Annotated in this window: 19 protein-coding genes and 1 pseudogene; 12 read left to right on the top strand and 8 right to left on the bottom strand. The window is 64.4% G+C overall.

The features are described 5' to 3' along the window. The first annotated feature begins 28 nt into the window (after window positions 1-28). The 4 genes from AC1DVR_RS08685 to AC1DVR_RS08670 are packed head-to-tail and all read left to right on the top strand — an operon-like array spanning window position 29 to window position 3,960. Entirely contained in the window at window positions 29-688 is a 660-nt protein-coding gene (locus AC1DVR_RS08685) for a paraquat-inducible protein A (RefSeq protein ID WP_478000157.1), read from the top strand. Beyond that, window positions 655-1,296, top strand: coding sequence for a paraquat-inducible protein A (locus tag AC1DVR_RS08680; RefSeq protein WP_478000156.1), 642 nt, complete (start codon window positions 655-657; stop codon window positions 1,294-1,296). Before AC1DVR_RS08685 ends, AC1DVR_RS08680 begins: the two co-directional genes overlap by 34 nt. Next, window positions 1,289-3,379: an MlaD family protein gene (locus tag AC1DVR_RS08675; RefSeq protein WP_478000155.1), complete on the top strand. Its 2,091-nt coding sequence runs from the start codon at window positions 1,289-1,291 to the stop codon at window positions 3,377-3,379. Before AC1DVR_RS08680 ends, AC1DVR_RS08675 begins: the two co-directional genes overlap by 8 nt. 8 nt (window positions 3,380-3,387) lie before the next feature. Beyond that, window positions 3,388-3,960, top strand: coding sequence for a PqiC family protein (locus AC1DVR_RS08670; protein WP_478000154.1), 573 nt, complete (start codon window positions 3,388-3,390; stop codon window positions 3,958-3,960). 65 nt (window positions 3,961-4,025) lie between these two features. Here AC1DVR_RS08670 and AC1DVR_RS08665 read toward each other — a convergent pair whose 3' ends face one another. The 3 genes from AC1DVR_RS08665 to AC1DVR_RS08655 form a co-directional block, all read right to left on the bottom strand. Continuing rightward, window positions 4,026-4,454, bottom strand: coding sequence for a VOC family protein (locus AC1DVR_RS08665; protein WP_478000153.1), 429 nt, complete (start codon window positions 4,452-4,454; stop codon window positions 4,026-4,028). An 82-nt stretch (window positions 4,455-4,536) separates the two neighbouring features. After that, window positions 4,537-5,898 (bottom strand): tetratricopeptide repeat protein, encoded by a 1,362-nt coding sequence (locus tag AC1DVR_RS08660; RefSeq protein ID WP_478000152.1) that lies wholly within the window; start codon window positions 5,896-5,898, stop codon window positions 4,537-4,539. Between the two features lie 5 nt (window positions 5,899-5,903). Next, window positions 5,904-6,953 carry a hypothetical protein gene (locus AC1DVR_RS08655; protein WP_478000151.1) on the bottom strand — a complete coding sequence of 350 codons (1,050 nt, stop codon included), beginning with the start codon at window positions 6,951-6,953 and terminating at the stop codon, window positions 5,904-5,906. A gap of 207 nt (window positions 6,954-7,160) precedes the next feature. Between AC1DVR_RS08655 and thyX the strand changes: the two genes are divergently transcribed. Together thyX and AC1DVR_RS08645 are read left to right on the top strand one after the other, a co-directional pair. Continuing rightward, complete coding sequence (gene thyX, locus AC1DVR_RS08650) at window positions 7,161-8,069, top strand: FAD-dependent thymidylate synthase (protein WP_478000150.1); 909 nt, start codon at window positions 7,161-7,163, stop codon at window positions 8,067-8,069. Beyond that, window positions 8,062-8,970, top strand: coding sequence for a DUF6236 family protein (locus AC1DVR_RS08645; RefSeq protein ID WP_478000149.1), 909 nt, complete (start codon window positions 8,062-8,064; stop codon window positions 8,968-8,970). The genes thyX and AC1DVR_RS08645 overlap by 8 nt, the downstream gene beginning before the upstream one ends. A 346-nt stretch (window positions 8,971-9,316) precedes the next feature. On the opposite strand, the gene AC1DVR_RS08640 is transcribed toward AC1DVR_RS08645, so the two are convergent. Then, window positions 9,317-10,372, bottom strand: coding sequence for a peptidoglycan-binding domain-containing protein (locus tag AC1DVR_RS08640; protein ID WP_478000148.1), 1,056 nt, complete (start codon window positions 10,370-10,372; stop codon window positions 9,317-9,319). A 203-nt stretch (window positions 10,373-10,575) separates the two neighbouring features. Here AC1DVR_RS08640 and AC1DVR_RS08635 point away from each other — a divergent pair, with 203 nt between their 5' ends. Beyond that, window positions 10,576-10,902: an arsenate reductase family protein gene (locus AC1DVR_RS08635; protein WP_478000147.1), complete on the top strand. Its 327-nt coding sequence runs from the start codon at window positions 10,576-10,578 to the stop codon at window positions 10,900-10,902. On the opposite strand, the gene AC1DVR_RS08630 is transcribed toward AC1DVR_RS08635, so the two are convergent. After that, a complete protein-coding gene (locus AC1DVR_RS08630; RefSeq protein ID WP_478000146.1) occupies window positions 10,899-11,105 on the bottom strand; it encodes a cold-shock protein in 207 nt (68 codons plus the stop codon). The two genes, AC1DVR_RS08635 and AC1DVR_RS08630, sit on opposite strands and share 4 nt — an antisense overlap. Window positions 11,106-11,474: 369 nt before the next feature. Further along, window positions 11,475-13,427 carry a threonine--tRNA ligase gene (thrS, locus tag AC1DVR_RS08625; RefSeq protein ID WP_478000145.1) on the bottom strand — a complete coding sequence of 651 codons (1,953 nt, stop codon included), beginning with the start codon at window positions 13,425-13,427 and terminating at the stop codon, window positions 11,475-11,477. Between the two features lie 143 nt (window positions 13,428-13,570). Here thrS and AC1DVR_RS08620 point away from each other — a divergent pair, with 143 nt between their 5' ends. Beyond that, window positions 13,571-14,314 (top strand): alpha/beta hydrolase, encoded by a 744-nt coding sequence (locus AC1DVR_RS08620; protein WP_478000144.1) that lies wholly within the window; start codon window positions 13,571-13,573, stop codon window positions 14,312-14,314. 680 nt (window positions 14,315-14,994) lie between these two features. Here the strand turns inward: AC1DVR_RS08620 and phaZ are convergent. After that, window positions 14,995-16,263 (bottom strand): annotated as a pseudogene (gene phaZ, locus AC1DVR_RS08615) (polyhydroxyalkanoate depolymerase); the annotation flags it as partial. Window positions 16,264-16,363: 100 nt separating this feature from the next. Here phaZ and AC1DVR_RS08610 point away from each other — a divergent pair. From AC1DVR_RS08610 to AC1DVR_RS08595, 4 genes are all read left to right on the top strand, one after another. Continuing rightward, a complete protein-coding gene (locus AC1DVR_RS08610; RefSeq protein WP_478000143.1) occupies window positions 16,364-18,154 on the top strand; it encodes a PHA/PHB synthase family protein in 1,791 nt (596 codons plus the stop codon). Window positions 18,155-18,313: 159 nt separating this feature from the next. Then, a complete protein-coding gene (locus tag AC1DVR_RS08605; protein WP_478000142.1) occupies window positions 18,314-18,772 on the top strand; it encodes a Phasin in 459 nt (152 codons plus the stop codon). Between the two features lie 117 nt (window positions 18,773-18,889). Beyond that, on the top strand, window positions 18,890-19,444 hold the full coding sequence (gene phaR / locus AC1DVR_RS08600; protein WP_478000141.1) for a polyhydroxyalkanoate synthesis repressor PhaR: 555 nt from the start codon (window positions 18,890-18,892) through the stop codon (window positions 19,442-19,444). A gap of 45 nt (window positions 19,445-19,489) precedes the next feature. Next, on the top strand, window positions 19,490-20,449 hold the full coding sequence (locus AC1DVR_RS08595) for a LysR family transcriptional regulator (protein ID WP_478000140.1): 960 nt from the start codon (window positions 19,490-19,492) through the stop codon (window positions 20,447-20,449). Between the two features lie 33 nt (window positions 20,450-20,482). On the opposite strand, the gene AC1DVR_RS08590 is transcribed toward AC1DVR_RS08595, so the two are convergent. Then, window positions 20,483-21,670, bottom strand: a complete 1,188-nt coding sequence (locus AC1DVR_RS08590; RefSeq protein WP_478000139.1) for a DegT/DnrJ/EryC1/StrS family aminotransferase — start codon at window positions 21,668-21,670, stop codon at window positions 20,483-20,485. Window positions 21,671-21,727 lie beyond the last annotated feature (57 nt).

The raw sequence follows: 21,727 nt of genomic DNA, 5'->3' as shown, positions 1-21,727 counted from the left end.
CCGGGTGGGCCTGCGCTAGGTAAGGGTGATGGATCGCGCGCAGAGCACAGAGGCCAGTTCAGACTGGCACGACAGGGCGGAGGATTTGATCGCCTGCCCGCAATGCGATGTGCTGCATCTGCGCGTGGCGGTCCCGAACGGGCAGCGCGCCCGGTGCCGACGCTGCCGGACCGTGCTGATGGCGCCGCGCGGCTATACCTATCTGCGCGCAGTCGCCTTGTCGGTCACGGTGGTGATCCTGATGGTCAGCGCGATCTTCTCGCCCTTCCTCACCATCTCGGCGGCGGGGAGTTCGCGGACCACTTCGGTCTACGAGGTGCCGCTGGCCTTTTCGCACGGCATCCTTTTGCCGCTGGCCTTTGTGGTGCTGGCGATGGTGGTGCTGTTCCCGGTCATGCGGGCCTCGGCGCTGATCTATGCGATCTGGCCCCTGGCCCATGACCGCCGCGCCTTTTCCCATGCCGCCGATGCGCTGCGGCTGGCCAACCGCCTGCAGCCCTGGTCGATGGCCGAGATCTTCGTCTTCGGCACCTCGGTGGCGCTGGTCAAGGTGGCGGGCCTTGCGACCGTGGGGCTTGGCCCTGCCTTCTGGTCCTTTTGCGGGCTGGTGCTGCTGATTACCGTCAATGACAATTCCCTTTGCAAATGGACCTTATGGCAAGCCCTGGAAGACCAGACGAATTCCTGACCGCAGAACAGGCGGGGCTGATCGGCTGCCGGACCTGCGGGCGGGTCTGGCCGCAGGGCACCCATGTCTGCGGGCGCTGCGGGGCGGGGCTGGTGGACCGGCGCGAGGGGCGCAGCCTGCAGCATGTCTGGGCCTGGCTTATTGCCGGGCTGATCGCCTATGTGCCGGCCAACCTGTACCCGATGCTGAACACCTCCACCCTCCTGGACCAGAGCCACAGCACGATCCTCGGCGGGGTGGTCGAGCTGACCAAGCATGGCAACTACGGCATCGCCCTCATCGTCTTTGTCGCCAGCGTGCTGATTCCGATCGGCAAGTTCATCGCCATCGCCTGGCTCGCGATCAGCATCGTCAATCCGCGCGTCATAGGCACGCACCGCCACCTGCATCTGTTGCACGTTGTCGAATTCATTGGCCGCTGGTCGATGGTGGACGTCTTTGTTGTGGCCATCCTCTCCGCGCTGGTGCAACTGGGAGTCGTGGCCTCTATTCACCCCGGTCCGGCAGCCGTGTCCTTCTGCCTGTCGGTCGCCTTCACAATGGTGTCAGCGCAGAGTTTCGATCCGCGCCTGATCTGGAACAGCAGGAAACCCCGCAGCCTTGACTGACAAGCTCTCTCCCGAACCGCTCGCCCTGGGGCCCGCAAAGCGGCCGTTCTGGACCCGGATCTCGCTGGTCTGGCTGGTTCCGGTGCTGGCGCTGATCGTCTCGCTTGGCGTGGCCTGGCGCACCTTCGAGGACCGTGGCACCCTGATTGAGGTGGTCTTCCCTGACGCCTCGGGGCTGGAGGTCGGCAAGACCGTGCTGAAATTCCGCGAGGTCGATGTCGGCAAGGTCGAAAAGATCGGCTTCAACGCCGATCTGAGCCAGGTCGTCGTCTCGATCCGCGTCGACAAGGACGTGGCGCCTTTCGTCGATGCCGACAGCAGCTTCTGGCTGGTGCGGCCGGAACTGACGACCAGCGGCATCTCGCGGCTGGACACGGTGCTGTCGGGCGTCTTCATCGAGGGGCTGTGGGATGCCACGCCGGGCGTTCTGACCACGCGCTTTGCCGCGCTGAAGGACGCCCCCCTGGCCCGCACGCCGGGCGAGGGCACCTGGATCACGCTGTTCAGCGAAGATGGCGGCTCGCTCGCCGAGGGGGCGCCGGTGATCTACCGGGGCATCAAGGTCGGCCAGCTGCGCAATCTGCGCCTGAACGAGGCTTCGGCCGGGGTGCAGGTCGATGCTTTCATCAAATCGCCCTATGACGAGCGGCTGACCTCCACCTCGGTATTCTGGGACACCTCGGGCTTTTCGGTCTCGTTCGGGTCGGAGGGCCTGAAGCTGAATGTGCGCAGCGTCGCCTCGCTGATCCAGGGCGGGGTCGAATTCTCCACGCTGGTCTCCGGCGGCAAGCCGGTCGAGGCGTCGCACCAGTACCGGCTGTTCAGCGACGAGGCTTCGGCCCGCTCCAGCGTGTTCAACGATGCGGTCTCGGCCCCGGTCAATCTGGCGCTGCTGCTGGACGGCTCGATCCGCAACATCGCGGTGGGCACCGCCGTCACCTATCGCGGCCTGCCGGTTGGCGAGGTCGAGGGCCTGCATGTGCGGGCCGACCAGACCCCGGGCGGGGTGCAGGTCTACCGCCAGGAGGTCGATTTCAAGATCAACGGCGAGAAGATGGGCCTGCCGGATGGCGTGACGCCGAAAGAGGTCATGGACTTCATGAAGACCCAGGTCGAGCAGGGCCTCAGGGCGCGTCTGGTCAGCACCGGCCTTTTCGGTGGCAAGCTCGAGATCGAGCTGACCGTGCTGCCCGATGCCAAGCCCGACAAGATCCTGTTTGCTGATGGCGAAATTCCGGTCATGCCCAACATCGAGCCCAAGGTGGCCGATTTCAGCCAGGTCACTGGCGACATCCTGAACCGGGTCCAGAAACTGCCGGTCGAGGATCTGATGCAATCGGCGATCCGCGTGCTGGATTCGGCCAATCTGTTCATCGCCAAGGACGGCACCCAGAAGGCACCCGAACAGCTGACCGCGCTTCTGGGCGATCTGCGCGGCTTTGTCGGGTCGGAGGATGTGCAGGCGGTGCCGGGCGCGCTGCGTGGCGGGCTCGACAATGCGCAGTCCATTCTGGGCGATCTGAAGAAGGCCGATGTCGCCGGGCAGCTGACCACCACGGTCGACACGCTCAAGACCGCGGCCAGCGCCTTCACCGAGGCGACCAAGGGCGTGCCGGCGCTGGTCGATCAGGCCAAGGCCTTCGCGGCCAAGCTGAACGAGCTGCCGATGCAGGACCTGGCCGCTTCGAGCAAATCCACGGTCGAGGCGATCGGCAGCTTCATGCGGGCGGACGGGATGCAGCAGGTTCCGGCCTCGCTCGGCGCGGCGCTGACCTCGTTTGGCCAGACGCTGGACGATCTGCGCAAGGGCGGGGCGGTGACCAACCTCAATGCCGCGCTCGAGTCCGCGCGCCATGCCGCCGAGACCGTGGCCAAGTCCACCGACCAGCTGCCCGAGGTGATCGACCAGCTGAAGGCGGCCGCGGCCAATGTGAACCGTCTGGCCGCAGGCTATGGCGCAAACTCGGATGTCGGGAAGCTGGTGCAGACCATGCTGCGCGAGATCCAGCGGACCGCGGCGGCGGTCGGATCGACCGCCAAGACCATCGAACGCAACCCGCAATCCTTCCTCTTTGGCCGATAGGGCATGACATGACCGGATACCGCTTCGCCCTCCTGATCCCCGCGGCCTGTGCCCTGGCCCTTGCCACCGCCTGCGCCAAACCGGAGAAGACCGGGCATTACCTGATCGACGGCCCGACGCTGTCGCGGCATCTGCCCGACCGGCTGGGCCGCGTCATGATCAAGGATGTCGTGCTGCCGCAATATGCCTCGGGACAGGAGATCGCCTATCAGACGCCGGACGGCGCCCTGCGCAGCCGGCCCGACCAGATCTGGGCCGATGATCCGGTCCATGCCGTCACGGGGTTCCTGGCGAACCAGATCACCGCCGTCAGTGGTGCGACGGCGATTGCCGAACCCTGGCCCTTCAACGACCCGCCCCAACGCCAGGTCGAGGTCCGCATCGCGCGGATGTTGGCCGGATCCGATGGCATCTTCCATCTGTCGGGGCGCTATTTCGTGACCTCTGACCAGGGCTCGGATCTTGTGCGCAACTTCGACATCAGCCTCGCCATCGGCGCGCCGGGGCCGGGGGCGATTGCGGCGGCGCAGTCGCAGGCCCTGCAGAAGCTGGCCGAGAAGATCGCCGCCGTCTCGAACTGAGGGCGCAGGACATGAAAAAGGCCCCCGGTGCGGAACCGGGGGCCTTTTCCTTTTGAAAGAGGGGCTTACCAGATGCCGGTGTTGCCCATGCTGAGCCAGGGCTCTTGCGGTTCCAGGCTGCCGTTCATCTGCAAAAGCTCGATCGAGACATTGTCGGGGCTGCGCACAAAGGCCATGTGGCCGTCGCGCGGCGGGCGGTTGATCGTAACCCCTGCGGCCTGCAGCTTGGCGCAGATCTCGTAGATGTTCTCGAACTCATAGGCCAGGTGGCCGAAATGCCGGCTGTCGGAGGGCAGGCCTTTGTCGCCATCCCAGTTGTAGGTCAGTTCGACCGGCGCCTCGGGCTGGCCGGGCGGGGCCATGAAGACCAGGGTGAAGCGGCCCTTCTCGTTCTCATAGCGGCGGATCTCTTCCAGACCCAGAAGCTTGTAGAAGGCGATGGATTTCTCAAGGTCCAGCACGCGGACCATGGTGTGCAGATAGCGCAGTTTCATCGGATTTCCTTTTGCCGTGCGACCGCGGAGGCCGCGGGGTTGCATGGCGGGCAACCTAGCAGCAAAGCCCCGGAAAACCAGATCAGAAGCGCGATTTGACCGAAAGGCTGAGGCCCACCGTCTGGCTGTCGTACAGCGAGATATTGCTGTCGTTGCGCGAGAAATCCAGCGACAGGACCGGGGCGAAGCCCAGATAGCTGATCTTGGCGACCTGCGCCGACAAGCTCGCCGCCCATCGCAGATCCTGCCGCCCGGTCGCGGTATAGGGCGAGGCTGCGTAATCCGCCCCGCGCAGCGACAGGCTGCCCCCGAGGTCCAGCCCGAGGATCGGCGCCTTGGCTTGCCAGCCAAGTGCCAACGTCGCCTCGGCATGGTCGATCCCGATGTCATCCGAGACGATCCGCGCCACGCTGACGCTGCCCTGCCAGCTGTCGCCCTTGGGCCCCTGCTTGGAGAGGACCGCCCCCAACGCTGCCTCGGTCGAGGAGGACAGCGCCAGATCCAGCCGGTTCTGTCGGGTCACCTCGAAGGAGAAGCTGCCGCGCCCGCCCGCCACCGGACGCTCCAGCGTGAGCTCGCCGGCAAGGCTGTTGGACAGATCCGCCCCGCCATACCAGGTGTGGCCGGCGGTCAGGCCGGCCGTGGTCAGGCCGATGGGCAGGGCGAATTCGCGCTCCACTCCGGCCTCGATATGGCTGAGGGCGTAATCGCCGTTCCGCGCCATCGGCGCCTTGGCCCGCGCCGCATCGGACAGAAGCACGCTTTGCTGGCTGAAGGCAAAGTTCAGCGCGGTGACCCCCGCGGTGGTGTCGGACAGGCGGTATTTGCCCTGCATCCCGAAACCGAGCGACAGGCCCGACAGCGCCTGCGCATCGCCCGACAGGACAAAGGGGATGCCCTGATATTCGAACAGCGGATCGCGCGCCCCGCCGTTCACATTGTCCGAGGGCCGGACCGAGAGATCGAATTGCAGGTTCAGCGGGTTCTGGCCGCGCACATAATCGAAATCCTGCAGGGCCTGCTGGCGGGCGGCGGAATTGGGCGCATCCTGCACGGCACGGCGCAGCCAGAACTGCGCCCTTGTCCGGTGACCCTGCAGCGACAGCGCCTGGGCGACGGCGCTGGCGGCGGTATAGCGTTCACCTTCGGTATCGGCCTTGGCCCAGGCCTGCCGGGCGGCGGCCTCGCTGTCGGGCAGGCGCTGCAACATGCGCAGGGCCTGCGCCTTCAGGGCATAGGCCGAGCTGTCATCGGGGTCGCGCGCCAGCAGGGCCTCGGCAATGCCCAGGCCTTGTTCGGCATAGCCGCGCGCCAGGGCCTCGATGCCAAAGGCCCGCATCTGGTCGACGGTCAGGACGGCGGGCTTGGCTTGCGCGGGCAGGGTCACGGGAAGCCCCGCGCCCAGGCCCGTCAGCACCGCCGCAACCGCGGCCCACCGCAGCAAGCGGTTCACTTGCGGTACAGGATGAAGCCACCGGTTTCGCGGCCCTGATCGCCATTGATCGTCGAGTTGACGACCAGCACGCCCACGACCTCGTCCTTGCCCCCCGTGGTGGCATCGCCCGACAGCACGCCATAATAGGTGCCGGTTTCAAAGTCGACCGGCTTGCCGCCGGAGTCGACCGTGCTGTTCAGCGTGCCCGTCATCTCGCCGTTGTTGTCCATCACCCCCGGGCCGACCTTGAACTGCAAGACCGGCAGGGCCACCATATCGACATCCGGCTTCTTGTCGGCATTGATCGCGGAGACCACGCTGGCGGTGATGTCGGTGCCATTCAGGTCAAAGATCTTGCGGTCCGAAACCGTGCCCCGGATCACCGCGCCATTGGCGTTGTTCGACTCGGCCGAGGACGAGGACCCGAAGTTGATCGCCATCTCCATCTTGCCCGTGGTGTAATTCAGCGTGGGCGAAGTGTCGGAATCGCGCAGGCCCGCGTAATCGCCGGCGTAATAGGCCTCGCCCGATTTCGGCAGGGTCACGCCATTGCCCTCGGCCCGCTTGTAGATGAAGCCGCCAAAGCCATAGTTCACATAGGCCCCGGTCCGCACGATGGCAAAGCTGTTGCCCGTCTTGGACTCGCCATAAAGCGCCCGGTACGAGAACTGGTTGATCGGCGTGCCGGTCACATCGTCCTTGTAGATCTTCGGGCCCGCAAAGACCTTGGCCGGCCCGAGGGTCGGCTTCTTGGTATCGGGTTTGTAGACATTGTTGCCGTCGAAGGCGATGTTCTCGACGGTGAAGGTCTTGGCCACCGGATCATAGGTGAAGCCCTGGGCATAGCCGTTGCCCGTCACTTTCGCCCCGCCCGGACCCTCGTTCTCCTTCTCGGTGCGGGTGATCTCGGAGCTCGCGCTTGGCTTGGTGGTGCCCGGCAAGGTCGCTATCGACGCATCCGAGGAGGAATCGCCACCCGAAGAGCCGCTGTCCGACTGAAACGGCTTGCCGCTGCATCCCGCCAGCACCAGGGCGGCCAGGATCGAGGTTTTAAGAGCCGACATACTGCCTCACATGTTTTTTCTGATTTTGACGCCACTTTGCCGGATATGTCGGAAAAGGTCAAAATTCCCCGTGGCTTGGCCCGAAAATCACCGCCGCGTGATGCCGCGTTGCACCACCACACCCATTGTGGTTCCTAAGCCCGCCTCCACCAGATAGAGTGGGGTCCGACTCATGTTTTGCTTAACCCTACCGAAAGGCCGCCCGCCATGCCGCTGACCCCTGACCAGCTTGCCGAAATCGAGGCCGCCCGCGCCACCCCGCGCCTGACCTACCGCGCGGTCAGCGAGGGGATGGAGGCGCATCTTTACAAGGCCAATCCGGTGCTGGACCACGGCCTTGTCCGCGTCATCGACTACATGGGCGACGATGCGGCCATCGTGCAGGCGGCCCGGGTCTCCTATGGCGCGGGCACCAAGCATGTCTCCAACGACGAGGGGCTGATCCGCTACCTGATGCGGCACTGGCATTCGACCCCTTTCGAGATGTGCGAGATCAAGCTGCACGTCAAACTGCCGGTCTTCGTCGCCCGCCAGTGGATCCGCCACCGCACCGCCAACGTCAACGAATACTCGGCGCGCTATTCGATCCTGGATCGGGAGTTCTACATCCCCCAGCCCGAACAGCTGGCCGCGCAAAGCACGGTCAACAACCAGGGCCGCGGCGCCGTGCTGGAAGGGGCGGAAGCGGCCCGCGTCCTCGACATGCTCAAACGCGACGCGGCGACCAGCTATGACCATTACGAGGCGATGCTGAGCCAGGAGGGCCAGCAGGGCCTCGCCCGCGAATTGGCGCGGATGAACCTGCCGATGAACATCTATACCCAATGGTACTGGAAGGTGGACCTGCACAACCTGTTCCACTTCCTGCGCCTGCGCGCCGACGCCCACGCCCAATACGAGATCCGAGTCTATGCCGACGAGATCTGCCGCCTGGTGAAAGACTGGGTGCCCTTGGCCTATGCCGCGTTCGAGGACTACCGGATGGGCGGGGTGACCTTGAGCGGGAAGGCGGTTGAGGTGTTGAAGCGGAGGCTGGCTGGGGAAGCGGTGGATCAGGTTGCCAGCGGCATGAGCAAGGGCGAGTGGCGGGAGTTTGTGGAGGTTTGGGGTGGGTGAAGCTAAAAATCGAAAATTGAACGACCGCACGTATGGCCGCATTCCGAAAGGGGGCTATGGTGTAGTTCTTACGCCAAATGTCTCACTTGGGCCCGGTAACATCGTTAATTCTGAAATTATTGATCCCTTGACGTTGCGTCGGTCGCTCCTTTTGTCGGATAAAATCTGTATTCCTAAGAACAACGCGTTTCGTTTGCCGGATACACCCGAGGATGAGTTTCTGAAAGCAGCAGGAATTCTTGATACTCCAGTTGTGCCTCATCCGGGCGGACCGCTTGATCGGATTTTCCGCGAAGTTCAAACGGCTGCATTTGAACTCAAGGACGGCTTATTTCCTGGGCGCTGGGCGATGGCAGACTTTGAGACAATAGATGAACTTCCGGAGCGGGGAGCGGTGTTTACCCCGGGCAGAGGCTGCCTAATCACATTGCAACGCGCCATTCCTGTTCCTGTAGGCGAAACTTCCCTCGAAGATGTTTTACATTTCAAAGAAAAACACCGTGATGAAATCGTTGAACTTCAGATTGAGCTCAACTCGATATACGATAGAATTCTGAATTCGGCGGATTCGGATATGGCGCTTTCAACCGCTCTCACGTCCATTGGATCCAAGTGCGATGCAGCAATTCGCGTCGCTGCTGAAGCTCCGATCAAGTTTCGCCTATCCGATGTTGGGCTTGGTTTTGCCATCCCGATATCAACAATATTCGCCATCGCCAATGGCGGACTTCTATCTCAAATTATTGCGGGAGGCGTGCATTTACCCGGTATGAACTCCATTGCCAGCAGTCTGCTCCCCCTAATTTCGGTTCAAGCTGGATTTGGTTTGAAAAGGCGTAACTGGGGGGATAGCCCATTTCGGGTTATCGGCAAAGCTCACGGTGAACTTGGATTTCGGTAGCCGCCGTAGGGTGCGTGATTTCACGCACCTCACCTGCGATGATGCATTAAATCACCCACTCTACCGTTTCTCCCCCGATTTGTCCCGCGACAAATCGGGCCGCGCCTGCCTGCCCTCGGGCAGGCGCGATACCGCGCCCACCCCAGGCAGGCGCGTCCCGATTAAGCGGGCCTCGCGCCAAGCCCAACCCCTCTTGGTCTGCGGCTTTCAGCCTTCGACCAAGGGGCCGGGTGGCCTTCCACTGGAAGGCCACCTGATCGGCCCCTCGGCGCTGGTTCTGTGGGTGGGGCGCTCAGGGGATCGCAAGGAATAACCCCGCCACTCGGGCGGGGTTCGGGTTCCTGGATCAGTTCCCGGTCTCGACCCGGATCTTGCGCACCTGATCGGCGGTCAGGTAGCCGGTGACCCTCAGGCCCTCGTCGCCCTGCCAGCGGGCGATGGCGCTGCGGGAGTTCTGGCCGAAGACGCCATCCGCGCCATAGGTGTTGTAGCCAAGGCGCGTCAGGCGGCGCTGCAGGTCGATCTTCTCATAGGTGGTCAGGCTCAACAGGCTCTCTTGCAGCGCGGCATTGTCGCCGGCGCCGGGCTGCGGGTTGGGTTGGACCACGGTGCCGGCCTGTTGCGCGATCAGGTTGACCTGCGCGCCGGTGAGATAGCTGGTGCCGCTCATCCGGTTGGCCACCTGCCATTTGGCAATCGCGCCGCGGGTCTTCGACCCCCAGAGCCCGTCCGGCGTGCCGGTGGGATAGCCGATCTTGTTCAGCTGGGCCTGGATATTGACCCGCTGGGTGCGCGACAGGCCAAGCGAGGCCTCGATTTGGGCGGCGGAATAGGCGCCGCCGGTGCCATTGTTACCGCCGGTGGGCGGCGGGGTCACCACGGTGCCCTGCAGCAGGCTGTTGGCCTGGGCCAGCGTCAGATAGGCGGTCGCGGTCTGGCGGTTGCGCGCCTGCCAGTTGGCAATCGCGGTGCGGGTGTTGTAGCCCCAGACTCCATCGGCGCCATGGGTGTCAAAGCCGAGCGAGGTCAGCCGGCGCTGGATCGTGACCTTCTGCGCGTAGCTGAGGCCAAGGGACGCCTCCTCCTGTGCGGCCGACAGGCTGCCGCCGCCGGTGACCGGGGGCTGGGTGCCCGTGCCGGGGGTGACGGTGGCGCCGAGCCGGGCCAGCGCGTTCAGCGCGTTGCCGCGGTAGATGCCGTTCGGGAACTGGGCGAGATAGCTGCGGTAGGCGCTGACGGTGTTGGCGTTCTGCGCCGCGACATAGGCGCGTTTGTCGAGCTCCTGAGTGAGCAGGCTTTGCGCCACGCCATTGACCACGTCGCCAAGGTTGCTTTGGGCGTGAAGGGGGGCTGCGAGGGAGAGGCTGGAGGCCAGCATCAAGGGCAGGGCAAAGTTCCGCATCGGAGACACCTTTCGAAGGAAACGGCCATCGTGGCCATCCGGAGTACGGAAGCACAACGCGCGAGACGGCGTTTGGTTGCGTCGATTGTGCGATCGCTGTCACGAAAGGGTGGCGGGGCTGCTTGACAGCCGCAGGCAAAGCGTTACGCCTGCCGCAGATGCTGCCGGCCGCGCCGGAAAACACCGAGAGGGAGCCTCACGCCATGATCGTTTACGGAATCTCCACCTGCGACACGACCAAGAAGGCGCTGAAGGCGCTGGAGCGGGCCGGCAAGGATGTGACCTTCCGCGACGTGCGCGCGACCCCGCTGAGCGAGGCCGAGATCGCGGCGATTGTGCAGGAGTTCGGCGACCGGGCCGTGAACAAGCAGTCCACGACCTATCGCGGCTTTTCGGCCTTCTTGCGCGAAAGCGAACCAGAAGCGCAGATCGCGGCCCAACCCACCGTGATGAAGCGCCCCATCATTCAGGACGGGGCCACCTGGTTCCTTGGTTGGGACGCTGATACGGAAGCGAGAACAACGGCTTAAAGCAGCCGCAGGTCGCCCGCCGATTGCTTGCCGTCACGGCCTGACTGCAGCTCGAACCCGATCTTCTGATTCTCGTTCAGCCCTTTCATTCCGGCGCGTTCCACCGCCGAAATATGCACGAACACGTCCTTGCCGCCGTCATCGGGCGCAATGAAACCATAGCCTTTGGTCGCGTTAAACCACTTCACGGTGCCCGTCGGCATGCCGCTTCTCCCATCTTAACCCTCCCGGGGCGATATTGCGCCGGGCCGTGCGGCCAGATCTTTCACGGTCTTCACGAAGGGAGCCGGGCAGAAAACTGTCGTCACTGGGGTCGATGATGCCAAAGGTAAAACGAAAATCAAGCGTGAACCTTGAAAACAAGGCGCTTTTGGGCAGTTTAAGGACGTTTTTGGCACGAGGCGGCCGCCAATCACGGGCGGCGGGGGCGCGGGAGCGGCCCTTCCGAGGCGAAACGAGGCCTGTCGCCTGCTGATTCCACGGGCGCGCGGGGCGAAAACGCAGCCGCAATCGTGGCAGAAAAAAGCCCCGCCCGGGCGGTTCACCGGGGCGGGGCGCTGTCTTGACCGGCCTCAGGAGGCGGGGGGCAGGGCGGCAAACCCGAGGTCGGAGAGCGCCGCATCCAGGCTCATCTGCTCGGTCCGGCTTTCGCCGAGACGGCGGACCGAGACGCTGCGCTCCTCCACCTCTTTCATGCCGATGGCGAGAAGGACCGGCACCTTGCCCAGCGAATGTTCGCGGACCTTGTAGTTGATCTTCTCGTTGCGCACATCGGCTTCCGCCCGCACGCCGGCCTTGCGCAGGGCATTCACGACCTCATGCACATAGGGATCGGCGTCCGAGACGATCGAGGCCACGACGACCTGGCGCGGGGCCAGCCAGAAGGGCAGCTTGCCGGCGTAGTTCTCGATCAGGATGCCGATGAAGCGCTCGAAAGACCCCAGAATCGCACGGTGCAGCATATAGGGCCGATGCTTGGCGCCATCCTCGCCGACATATTCCGCGCCAAGGCGGGTCGGCAGGTTGGGGTCGACCTGGAAGGTGCCGCACTGCCATTCGCGGCCAATCGCATCGGTCAGCTTGAAGTCAAGCTTCGGGCCATAGAAGGCGCCGTCACCGGGGTTGATCTGGTAGGGCAGGCCGAGCTTCTCGATGGCATTGGTCAAGGCGCCCTCGACCTTGTCCCAGGTCTCGTCCGAGCCGATGCGGACATCGGGGCGGGTCGAAAGCTTGATGTCGAACTTCGGGAAGCCGAGGTCTTTGTAGACGCTGGACAGAAGCGCGATGAAGCTGGCGCATTCGCTTTCGATCTGGTCTTCGGTGCAGAAGATATGCGCGTCGTCCTGCGTGAAGCCGCGCACCCGCATCAGGCCATGCATCGAGCCAGACGACTCGTAGCGGTGGCAAGAGCCGAACTCGGCCAGGCGCAAGGGCAGGTCGCGGTAAGACTTGATGCCCTGATTGAAGATCTGCACATGGCAGGGGCAGTTCATCGGCTTCAGCGCGTTGATCCGCTTTTCCTTGGCGCCGTCCTCGTCCACTTCGACGATGAACATGTTCTCGCGGTAGGCTTCCCAATGGCCGGACTTCTCCCACAGGATGCGGTCCACCACTTGCGGCGTGCGGATTTCCTTGTAGCCCGCCGTGCGCAGGCGACCGCGCATGTAATCCTCCAGCGTGCGCCAGATTTGCCAGCCGTTCGGGTGCCAGAAGACCATGCCGGGGGCTTCGTCCTGCAGATGGAACAGCTCCATCTCGCGGCCAAGCTTGCGGTGGTCGCGCTTGGCGGCCTCTTCCAGCATGGTGAGGTGGGCTTTCAGGTCGTCGCGGTTCTTGAAGGCGAGGCCGTAGATGCGCTGCAGCATGGGCCGCGTCGCATCGCCCAGCCAATAGGCCCCGGCGACATGGGTCAGCTTGAAGGCATCGGCGGGCACCTGGCCCGTATGCTGCAGGTGTGGGCCGCGGCAAAGGTCCTGCCAATGGCCGTGCCAGTACATCCTGAGGTCTTCGCCCTCGGGGATGCGGTTGATCAGCTCGATCTTGAAGGGCTCGCCGCGTTCCTCGTAATAGGCCAGCGCCCGGGCGCGCGGCCAGACCTCGGTGCGGACCGGGTCGCGGGCGTTGATGATCTGCTTCATCTTGGCCTCGATCTGGCCAAGGTCGTCGGCCGAGAAGGGCTCGGCGCGGTCGAAGTCGTAGAACCAGCCATAGTCGCGGACCGGGCCGATGGTGACTTTGACGTCGGGCCAGATCTCCTGCACGGCGCGGGCCATGATATGGGCGCAGTCGTGGCGGATCAGCTCCAGCGCCTGGGCATCGTCGGCCATGGTGTGGATCGCGATGGCGGAATCCTTCATGATCGGCCATTGCAGGTCGTAATGCTGGCCATCGACAGTGGCGCTGATCGCCTTCTTGGCGAGGCCGGGGGCGATGGAGGCTGCAACCTCGGCAGCGGTCACACCGGCGGAATACTCGCGGCGCGCACCATCGGGAAATGTCAGGGAAATCTGTGACGTATGGGGCATCTGGCCCTCTCCTCGTCGTTTTGGCGCCTACGAAGCGCCCGGTTGCGGGTTGGTCCGGGCGTTCTGCCGGGAAGGCGGGCGGTTGTCAATCGCGGCGGGGGTCGTAGGATGGGCAATCTGCCCATCTATCCGGAAAGTGACCGATGACCCAACCTGACCATCTGCAGACGCCCGAGGGCCGCGACCTCGCCTATCACCAGAGCGTGGGGCAGGGGCCGGGGATCGTCTTTCTCGGCGGCTACCGATCCGATATGGGCGGCACCAAGGCGATGGCGCTGGAGGCATGGGCCAAGGCCGAGGGCCGCGCCTTCCTGCGCTTTGACTATTCCGGTCATGGCCAATCGGGCGGCGATTTCAATGATCTGGGGATTGGCGACTGGTTTGCCGATGCGAGAGCCGCCCTTGCCCTGACGCAAGGCCCTCAGGTTCTGGTCGGCTCGTCGATGGGGGGCTGGATTGCGCTGCTCCTCGCCCGCGCCTTGCCAGAACGGGTGGCGGGTCTGGTCGGCATCGCCGCCGCTCCGGATTTCACCGAGGACAGCGTGCTGCCCAGCCTGACGGCGGCGGAACAGGTCCAGATGGCCACACGCGGGTTGATCGAGCGGCCCTCGGCCTATTCGGGCGAACCCTATGTTTTTACGGCGAAGTTGATAGAGCAAGGGCGCGCGCATCTGGTGTTGCGCACGCCCCTTGATCTGCCGCTTCCGGTGCGGTTCCTGCAAGGCTCCGCCGATGAGGATGTCCCGCCTTCGGTCGCGATCCGGCTTTTCAACCATGCGCGGGGCGGGGATATCCGGCTGACCCTGATGCAGGGCGCCGACCATCGCTTCTCCTCCCCCGAGGCGCTGCGCCTGATCGAGCGCAGCGTCGCAGAGGTCTCTGCCTAGCCCTTGTTGGCTTGACGGATCGGGGTGACATTGCCCGGGTTGGGCGCCGCCGCCGGGGTCGCAGCGGGTGCCTGCGCCGCAGGCGCAGTCGTTTGCGGGGCGGTTTGCGGTGCCGCCGGGGGCACCGGAGCCGGCGCGCTTTGCGCCACGGCCGGAGCCGGAGCAGAGGTCGTCACGACCGGGGCAGGGGCCGCCGGGGTAGGGGCCGCCGGCGTTGCAGCCGCCGGCGCTGCAGTGGTCGGGGTTGCCGCAACCGGGGCCGGTGTCGTCGCGGCCGGGGTTGCGGGTTTGTCCGCGACGGGCGCAGGCTTGGCCACAACCGGCGCTGCCGTGACGGCGGGCTTTGCTGCTTCGACGGGTTTGGCCTCAAGCGGCTTGGCCTCGACCGGTTTGACTTCAACCGGTTTGACTGCAGCCGGTTTCGCTTCCACTGCTTTCGCTGCAGCCGGCTTCACTTCAGCCGGCTTCACCTCAACCGGCTTTGCGGCCGGCTTCTCTGCAGCGGGTTTGGGCGCGGCGGCTTTCTTCACGACCGGCTTGGCTGCGGCCTGGGCTGCGACGGCGAGTTTCTGTTCGGGCTTCTCGGCGGGCTTTTCGACAAGCACCTCGGCAGGCTTGGCGGCGGGTTTCTCAAGGCTCGACGACTTGACGAAAACCGCGTGCTGTTCGGCGCTGGCCGGGGCGGGGGCGGCGAGCTTGGCCGGAGCGGGCTTTGCCGCGCCGGAATGTTTGTCGATGAAGCCCAGAACCAGCGGGCGGATGTTCAGGCGCCAGCTTTGGCCGGCGAAGATGCCGTAGTGGCCGGCGCCGGGCTCCAGATGCTGGGCCTTCATCGCTTCGGGCAGGCCGGGCAGCATGTTCAGCGCGGCCACGCATTGGCCGGGGGCCGAGATATCGTCCTTCTCGCCCTCGACCGTCATCACGGCGACGCGCTTGATCGCGCCCAGATCGACCTGCTTGCCGGCCACGACGAATTCGTTCTTGGCAATCTCGCGGTTCTTGAAGATCCGCGACACGGTCGAAAGATAGAACTCCGCCGTCATGTCCATGACCGAGAGGTATTCGTCATAGAAGCGGTTGTGGGCGTCCTGATCCGAAGCCTCGCCATGCACCACGCGCATGATCTGGTCGGAAAACGCCTTGGAATGGCGTTCGGCATTCATCGAGATGAAGCCCGCCAGCTGCAACAGGCCCGGATAGACCAGACGCCCGGCGCCCTTGTATTTGAAGCCGACGCGCTGGATCGCCATTTCCTCAAGCTGCCCCATCGTCACGCGGCGGCCAAAATCGGTCACATCGGTCGCGGCGGCATCGGGGTCGATCGGGCCGCCGATCAGGATCAGGCTGCGCGGCTGCGCTTCGGGGTCCTGCCCGGCCAGATAGGCGGTGGCGGCCAGCGCCAGGGGTGCGGGCTGACAGACGGCGATCACATGGGTATCCGGCCCGAGGTGGCGCATGAACTCCACGAGATAGAGCGTGTAATCCTCGATATCGAACTTGCCGGCGCTGGCGGGAATGTCGCGCGCATTGTGCCAGTCGGTCACATAGACCTCGGCATCGGGCAAGAGGCTGGTCACGGTGGAGCGCAGCAGCGTGGCATAGTGGCCCGACATCGGCGCCACGACCAGAAGCTTGCGCTTCATCGGCGCGCGCCGGCGGACCTTGAAATGGATCAGGTCGCCGAAGGGCTTGGCGATTTCGACCGCCACATCGACCAGGTGGTCCTGGCCGGTGGGCCCGACGATCGAGCGGATGCCCCAATCGGGCTTCACGCTCATCCGGCCAAAGCTGCGCTCGGCGACTTCTCCCCAGGCGGCCGTGAGGCTGAGCATCGGGTTAACCGAGAGGGCAAACGCCGGGTAGGAGGCAATTGCCCTTGCGCTGGCGCCCGCCCACTCCGTGGTGTTGCGAAAGCTTTCCATCCAGTCGTATGTGGCCATATACTTCATCTGGCGTCCTTATGTGGTTGGCGTCCCGGCCCTATGGTCGCGATGCGGGGAGGGGGCGGAAAATGCTGCACAGCAGCGAGAATAGGGGCGAAAAGGCATCATGACAACTGACGAGATTGACGCACAAGCAAAGTTGACGCGGTTGACCGAAAATCTTGCCCGGGTGGAGGCTCTTTCGGCAAGGTTGATGCAGGCGATGGCGGCGCGCAAGCCGCATGACAAGGCGCTGGATGGGCCCAATCAGGAGCTGTATGTGAAGGCTGCCGCCGCCTATTTGGCCGGAATGATGCAGAATCCTGCCCGGATGATGGAACAGCAGGTCGGCTACTGGGGCAAGACGCTGAAGAATTATGTCGAGGCCCAGCAGGCCCTGATCAAGGGCGAGACGCCGGCCGCGGATCCCGCGCCAAAGGACCGCCGTTTTGCCAATCCGGTCTGGGATACCAATCCCGCCTTCCACTATCTGAAGCAACAATACCTGTTGAACGTCGAATCAGTGCAGAGCGCCATGTCGGACATGGACACGCTGTCGCCCGACGAACGCAAGCGGGTGGAATTCTTCACCCGCCAGCTGGTCGACATGATGGCGCCGACCAACTTCCTCGGCACCAATCCCGATGCGCTGGAAAAGGCCGTGGCGACCGATGGCGAAAGCCTGGTGCAGGGGCTGGAGAACCTCGTGCGCGACATCGAGGCGAGCAATGGCAACCTGCAGGTCACCCTCGCCGACCCCGAGGCCTTCACCATCGGCGTCAATATCGCGACCACGCCCGGCGCGGTGGTGTTTCGCAACCACATGTTCGAGCTGATCCAGTACACGCCGGTGACCGAGACGGTCTACAAGACGCCGCTGCTGATCTTCCCGCCCTGGATCAACAAATACTACGTCATGGACATGAAGCCCGCCAACAGCCTGATTCGCTGGGTGGTGGAACAGGGCTTCACGCTCTTCGTCGTCTCCTGGGTCAACCCGGATGCGGCCTATGCCGACATCACGATGGACGACTACATCCGCGACGGCTTCCTCACCGCCATGGCCGAGACGCGCCGCGCCACCGGCGAGAAGCAGATCAACTGTGTGGGCTATTGCATTGCCGGCACCACGCTGGGCCTGACCCTGTCGCATCTGCACCGGGCGGGCGACAAGACGGTCAAGAGTGCGACCTTCTTCACCACGCTCACCGATTTCTCCGACCCGGGCGAGGTCGGGGTCTTTCTGGCCAATGACTTCGTCGACGGGATCGAGAGGCAGTCCAGTTCCGACGGCATCCTCTCCAAATCCTTCATGGGGCGGACCTTCAGCTTCCTGCGTTCCAACGACCTGATCTTCCAGCCGGCGATCAAGAGCTACATGCTGGGCGAGCAGGCGCCGGCCTTCGATCTGCTGTTCTGGAACGGCGACGGCACCAACCTGCCGGCCAAGATGGCAGTCGAATATCTGCGCGGGCTGTGTCAGGGCGACGGCTTTGCCAAGGGCACCTTCAAGGTCTTCGGCAAGGAGGTCAGCCTCTCCGAGGTGACGGTGCCGCTTTGCGCCGTGGCCTGCGAGACCGACCACATCGCGCATTGGAAGGGCAGCTTCAACGGCGTCCGCCAGATGGGCAGCCCCGACAAGACCTTCATCCTGTCGCAGTCGGGCCATGTCGCGGGCATCATCAACCCGCCCTCCAAGGGCAAATACGGCCATTACACCAATGCGGGCGCGATGGGCACGGCCGAGGACTGGTACAAGGGCGCCACCTTCACCCAGGGCAGCTGGTGGCCGCGCTGGCGCGACTGGCTGGCCGAAAGGTCCGGTCCGCAGATCCCCGCACGCGAGCCCGGCGACGGTCCGTTGCCGGTGCTGTGCCCGGCGCCGGGCACCTATGTCCGGGGAGAGGCCGCGGCCTGACCGCGCCCGGATCACCGCACGAGCTGACAGTCGCGAATACAAGCTATGCGCGACTGTCATCGCTGCGTCGCAGAATTTTTACTTGAAATGCTGCACTGCAGCATGTATATATCCTCCACAGGAAACGGGATTGGACCCGCTTCATAAGGAGAATATGAAATGACCAAGGCCCCTGATTTCACCAAAGTGATGCAAGACATGATGGCGTCCTTCCCGGTTGACGCCTCTGCCTTCCAGAACGCCTTCAAAACCCAAGCCGCCTTCAGCGAGAAGCTGACCAAGGTCGCGCTGGAAGCTGCTGAAAAGTCGACCGAAATCTCGTCCAAATGGGCGAAGGACGCGCTGGCCAAGCTGACCGTCGTCTCCAAGGCCAAGACCGAGCCGGCCGACTACACCAAAGCCGCCACCGATTTCGCTTCGGCCGCTGCCGAAATGGCGTCCGAGCACATGGCTGCCTTCGCTGAAGTCGCCAAGAAGGTCCAGATGGACACCGTCGAGCTGCTGCTGGCCGCTGGCAAGGACGCTTCGGTCGAAGCGACCGCTGCCGTGAAGAAAGCCACCGAAGAAGTGACCGCCGTGGCCAAGAAAGCCGCGACCGCTGCCACCGCCGCGAAATAATCGCGACAGGCTTTAAAGATAGCGTTGAAGAGGGGCGGGCTGCAAAGCCTGCCCTTTCTTTTGTTCTGCACCTCGCCTAAGCTTCTCTGCACCGCAATACATTCGGGGGAGTTTCATATGGCCGAGACCGCTAAACCGTTGTTGATCAAGCGCTATGCCAGCCGCCGTCTCTACAACACCGAAACTTCGGACTATGTGACCCTGGAAGATATCGCGGGCTTCATCCGCTCGGGCCGCGAAGTGCAGATCATCGACCTCAAATCCGGCGACGACCTGACCCGGCAATATCTGCTGCAGATTGTGGCCGAACACGAATCGAAGGGTGATACGGTCCTGCCGACCAACGTTCTGACTGATCTGGTGCGCTCCTACACCTCCAACATCCAGTCGGTGGTGCCGCAGTTCCTCGCCGCCAGCTTCGAGATGCTGCGCGAGGGCCAGTCCAAGATGGTCGAAAACCTGACCGCCATCCCCAATCCCCTGACCGCGATGCCGGGCTTTGATGCGATGCGCAAGCAGCAGGAAGCCTTCATGAAGACGATGATGGGCGGTCTGCCCTGGGCCAGCGGCGGCACGACGCCCGAGGCCGAATCACCAACCGAGTCGCCCGAGGATCTGGCCGAGATCAAGCGCCAGCTGGCCGAGTTGCAGAAGAAACTGTCCAAGCTCTGACGGTTGGTCGCAGCCCGTCCGAGCCCCTTTTGAAGCGGAGAGCGAATGCCCGATCCTCAGGGACGCGTGACCCTTTGGGGGATCGAATGCTTTCTGGCCGTGGCCGAAGAGGGTGCGATTTCCGCCGCCGCCCGCCGGCTGGAGGTCAGCCCCTCTGCCATCAGCCAGCAGATCACCGGGCTTGAAGCCGCCTTGGGGGCGATTCTGCTGGACCGCTCGGCCCGCCCGATGGGCCTGACCCCCGGTGGCCAGATGTTCCGCCGCCACGCCCAGACCATCCTGAACGCCGAGGCCGAGGCCCGCGCCGACCTCGCCGTGGCCGATCTTTCCGGACTGACCACCCTGCGCCTCGGCATGATCGAGGATTTCGACGCCGAGGTGACGCCCGCCTTGCTGACCACCCTGGCGCATGACCTGCGGGGCTGCCGCTTTCTTCTGGAAACCGGCCCCAGCCACCGCCTGCTCGACCAATTGGAAGCGCGGGCGCTGGATGTGGTGGTGGCTGCCGATCAGGGCACCGAGGGCGGCGCCGAAGGCTGGCGCGAGGTGCATCCCCTGATGTCCGAACCCTTCGTCGCCGTCCTGCCCAGGGGCCGCAACCCCGAGGCCGGTCTCGCCGACCTGCCGCTGATCCAGTACACCGCACGCCACCTGATGGGCCGCCAGATCGCGGCGCATCTGGCGCGGCAAAACCTGCGCCCGGCGCATCGCTTCGAACTCGACAGCTATCACGCGATCCTGGCCATGGTGGCCGGGGGGGAGGGCTGGACGATCCTGACCCCCTTGGCCCTGCACCATGTCGCCCGCTTCCGGGCGTCGATCACCGTCTCGCCCTTGCCCTTCGCCCCGCTCGAACGCAGCCTGTCGCTTTCGGCGCGGGCCGGGGTGCTGCGCGACATCCCGGGGCAGGTGGCGGCGCGTTTGCGCGGGTTGGTGGATGACCGGGTGATCAAACCGGCGCTGGCCGATTGGCCCTGGATGGCCGGCAGCCTGCGCCTGCTTTAGTCGGTAGGATGGGCAATCTGCCCATCTTCGGGTTCAGCCCTTCACGTCCAGCGCAGCGGCGGTGAGTGCGGCGGCGATGAAATCCAGTTCGGCCTCGGTCAGGCGCGTCGGAAGGCGCACGTCGCAGGCGCGCATCAGCATGGCGCGGGTCTGCGGCAGTTCGGGCGCCTCGCCGAGGAACTGCCAGTTCCAGAAGGCGCGGGCGTTGTCCTCCGACAGGCCAAAGACCTGTACCGAAACGCCGCGCCGCTTCGCCTCGGTCTGGAAGCGCCGGGCTTCGGCATCGCTCCAGTCGCCTTTCAGGTTGAACTGGATCGAATCAGGGGCGCGCTCTTCGGGCGCCAGAGCCTCGGGAACCGCCAACCAGGGGCTCTCGTTCAGCCGTGCGGCCACCCGGTCATGGCCGATGCGACCTTTGGCCACACGGCCCGCCACTTCGGGCAGTTGCGGCCGGATCACTGCGGCCGAGAGGTTCTGCATCCGCATGTTGTAGAGCGGCAGCCGGTTTTGCCAGAGCATGTAGCTGTTCTGCAGGCCCGGGTGCTTCTTCCAGTTATGCTCGTAAGCGCCCGACATGATCACCGCGCGGGCTGCCAACTCCGGGTCGTCGGTGATCAGCATCCCGCCTTCGCCGGAGTTCACCATCTTGTAGGACTGAAAGCTGAAACAGCCGATCTTGCCAATCGTGCCGATCTTGCGCCCGTGCCATTCGGTGCCGAGCGAATGCGCCGCATCCTCGACCACCGGGATCCCCGCCGCATCGCAAAGCGCCAGGATCGCATCCATGTCCGAGGTATGGCCGCGCATATGGCTGATCAGCACTGCATCGGCGCCCGGCAGTTTGGCAGCGAAATCCGCCATGTCGACGCGGTAGTTGCTGCCCACTTCGACCAGCACCGGCACGCAATCGGCATGGATCACCGCCGAGGGGACGGCGGCGAAGGTGAAAGCCGGGATCAGCACTTTCGCGCCGCGCGGCAGGTCCAGCGCCTTCAAGGACAGAAACAGCGCCGCCGAACAGGAGGACACCGCCAACGCATAACGCGCGCCCATCAGCTCGGCAAATTCCGCTTCGAGCAGCGCCACCGGCGCACCCTCGGGTGCTGTGTAGCGGAAGAGGTCGCCCGAGATCAGCAGCCTCTCGATTTCGGCCAATGCCCCGGGCGGGATCGGTTCGGCATCGTAGACATTGGGGGCGAGGGCTTGTCCGTCGGGGGCCATGGTTGCAGCTTTCCTGAAACTCTTCTTCAGGAAAGATTAAACTGCGCCAAGGTGACA

This window comes from Rhodobacter sp. P2_H5 (assembly GCF_056403335.1).
Note: the sequence above shows the minus strand (reverse complement) of the source record. Positions and strands in the feature narration are given on the sequence as shown.

Excerpts from the sequence above, each read along its gene's own strand:
- AC1DVR_RS08685 (WP_478000157.1), top strand. The coding sequence starts at position 29 with ATGGATCGCGCGCAGAGCACAGAGGCCAGTTCAGACTGGCACGACAGG.
- AC1DVR_RS08680 (WP_478000156.1), top strand. The coding sequence starts at position 655 with ATGGCAAGCCCTGGAAGACCAGACGAATTCCTGACCGCAGAACAGGCG.
- AC1DVR_RS08670 (WP_478000154.1), top strand. The coding sequence starts at position 3,388 with ATGACCGGATACCGCTTCGCCCTCCTGATCCCCGCGGCCTGTGCCCTG.
- AC1DVR_RS08665 (WP_478000153.1), bottom strand. The coding sequence starts at position 4,454 with ATGAAACTGCGCTATCTGCACACCATGGTCCGCGTGCTGGACCTTGAG.
- AC1DVR_RS08655 (WP_478000151.1), bottom strand. The coding sequence starts at position 6,953 with ATGTCGGCTCTTAAAACCTCGATCCTGGCCGCCCTGGTGCTGGCGGGA.
- thyX (WP_478000150.1), top strand. The coding sequence starts at position 7,161 with ATGCCGCTGACCCCTGACCAGCTTGCCGAAATCGAGGCCGCCCGCGCC.
- AC1DVR_RS08640 (WP_478000148.1), bottom strand. The coding sequence starts at position 10,372 with ATGCGGAACTTTGCCCTGCCCTTGATGCTGGCCTCCAGCCTCTCCCTC.
- AC1DVR_RS08635 (WP_478000147.1), top strand. The coding sequence starts at position 10,576 with ATGATCGTTTACGGAATCTCCACCTGCGACACGACCAAGAAGGCGCTG.
- AC1DVR_RS08630 (WP_478000146.1), bottom strand. The coding sequence starts at position 11,105 with ATGCCGACGGGCACCGTGAAGTGGTTTAACGCGACCAAAGGCTATGGT.
- thrS (WP_478000145.1), bottom strand. The coding sequence starts at position 13,427 with ATGCCCCATACGTCACAGATTTCCCTGACATTTCCCGATGGTGCGCGC.
- AC1DVR_RS08620 (WP_478000144.1), top strand. The coding sequence starts at position 13,571 with ATGACCCAACCTGACCATCTGCAGACGCCCGAGGGCCGCGACCTCGCC.
- AC1DVR_RS08610 (WP_478000143.1), top strand. The coding sequence starts at position 16,364 with ATGACAACTGACGAGATTGACGCACAAGCAAAGTTGACGCGGTTGACC.
- AC1DVR_RS08605 (WP_478000142.1), top strand. The coding sequence starts at position 18,314 with ATGACCAAGGCCCCTGATTTCACCAAAGTGATGCAAGACATGATGGCG.
- phaR (WP_478000141.1), top strand. The coding sequence starts at position 18,890 with ATGGCCGAGACCGCTAAACCGTTGTTGATCAAGCGCTATGCCAGCCGC.
- AC1DVR_RS08595 (WP_478000140.1), top strand. The coding sequence starts at position 19,490 with ATGCCCGATCCTCAGGGACGCGTGACCCTTTGGGGGATCGAATGCTTT.
- AC1DVR_RS08590 (WP_478000139.1), bottom strand. The coding sequence starts at position 21,670 with ATGGCCCCCGACGGACAAGCCCTCGCCCCCAATGTCTACGATGCCGAA.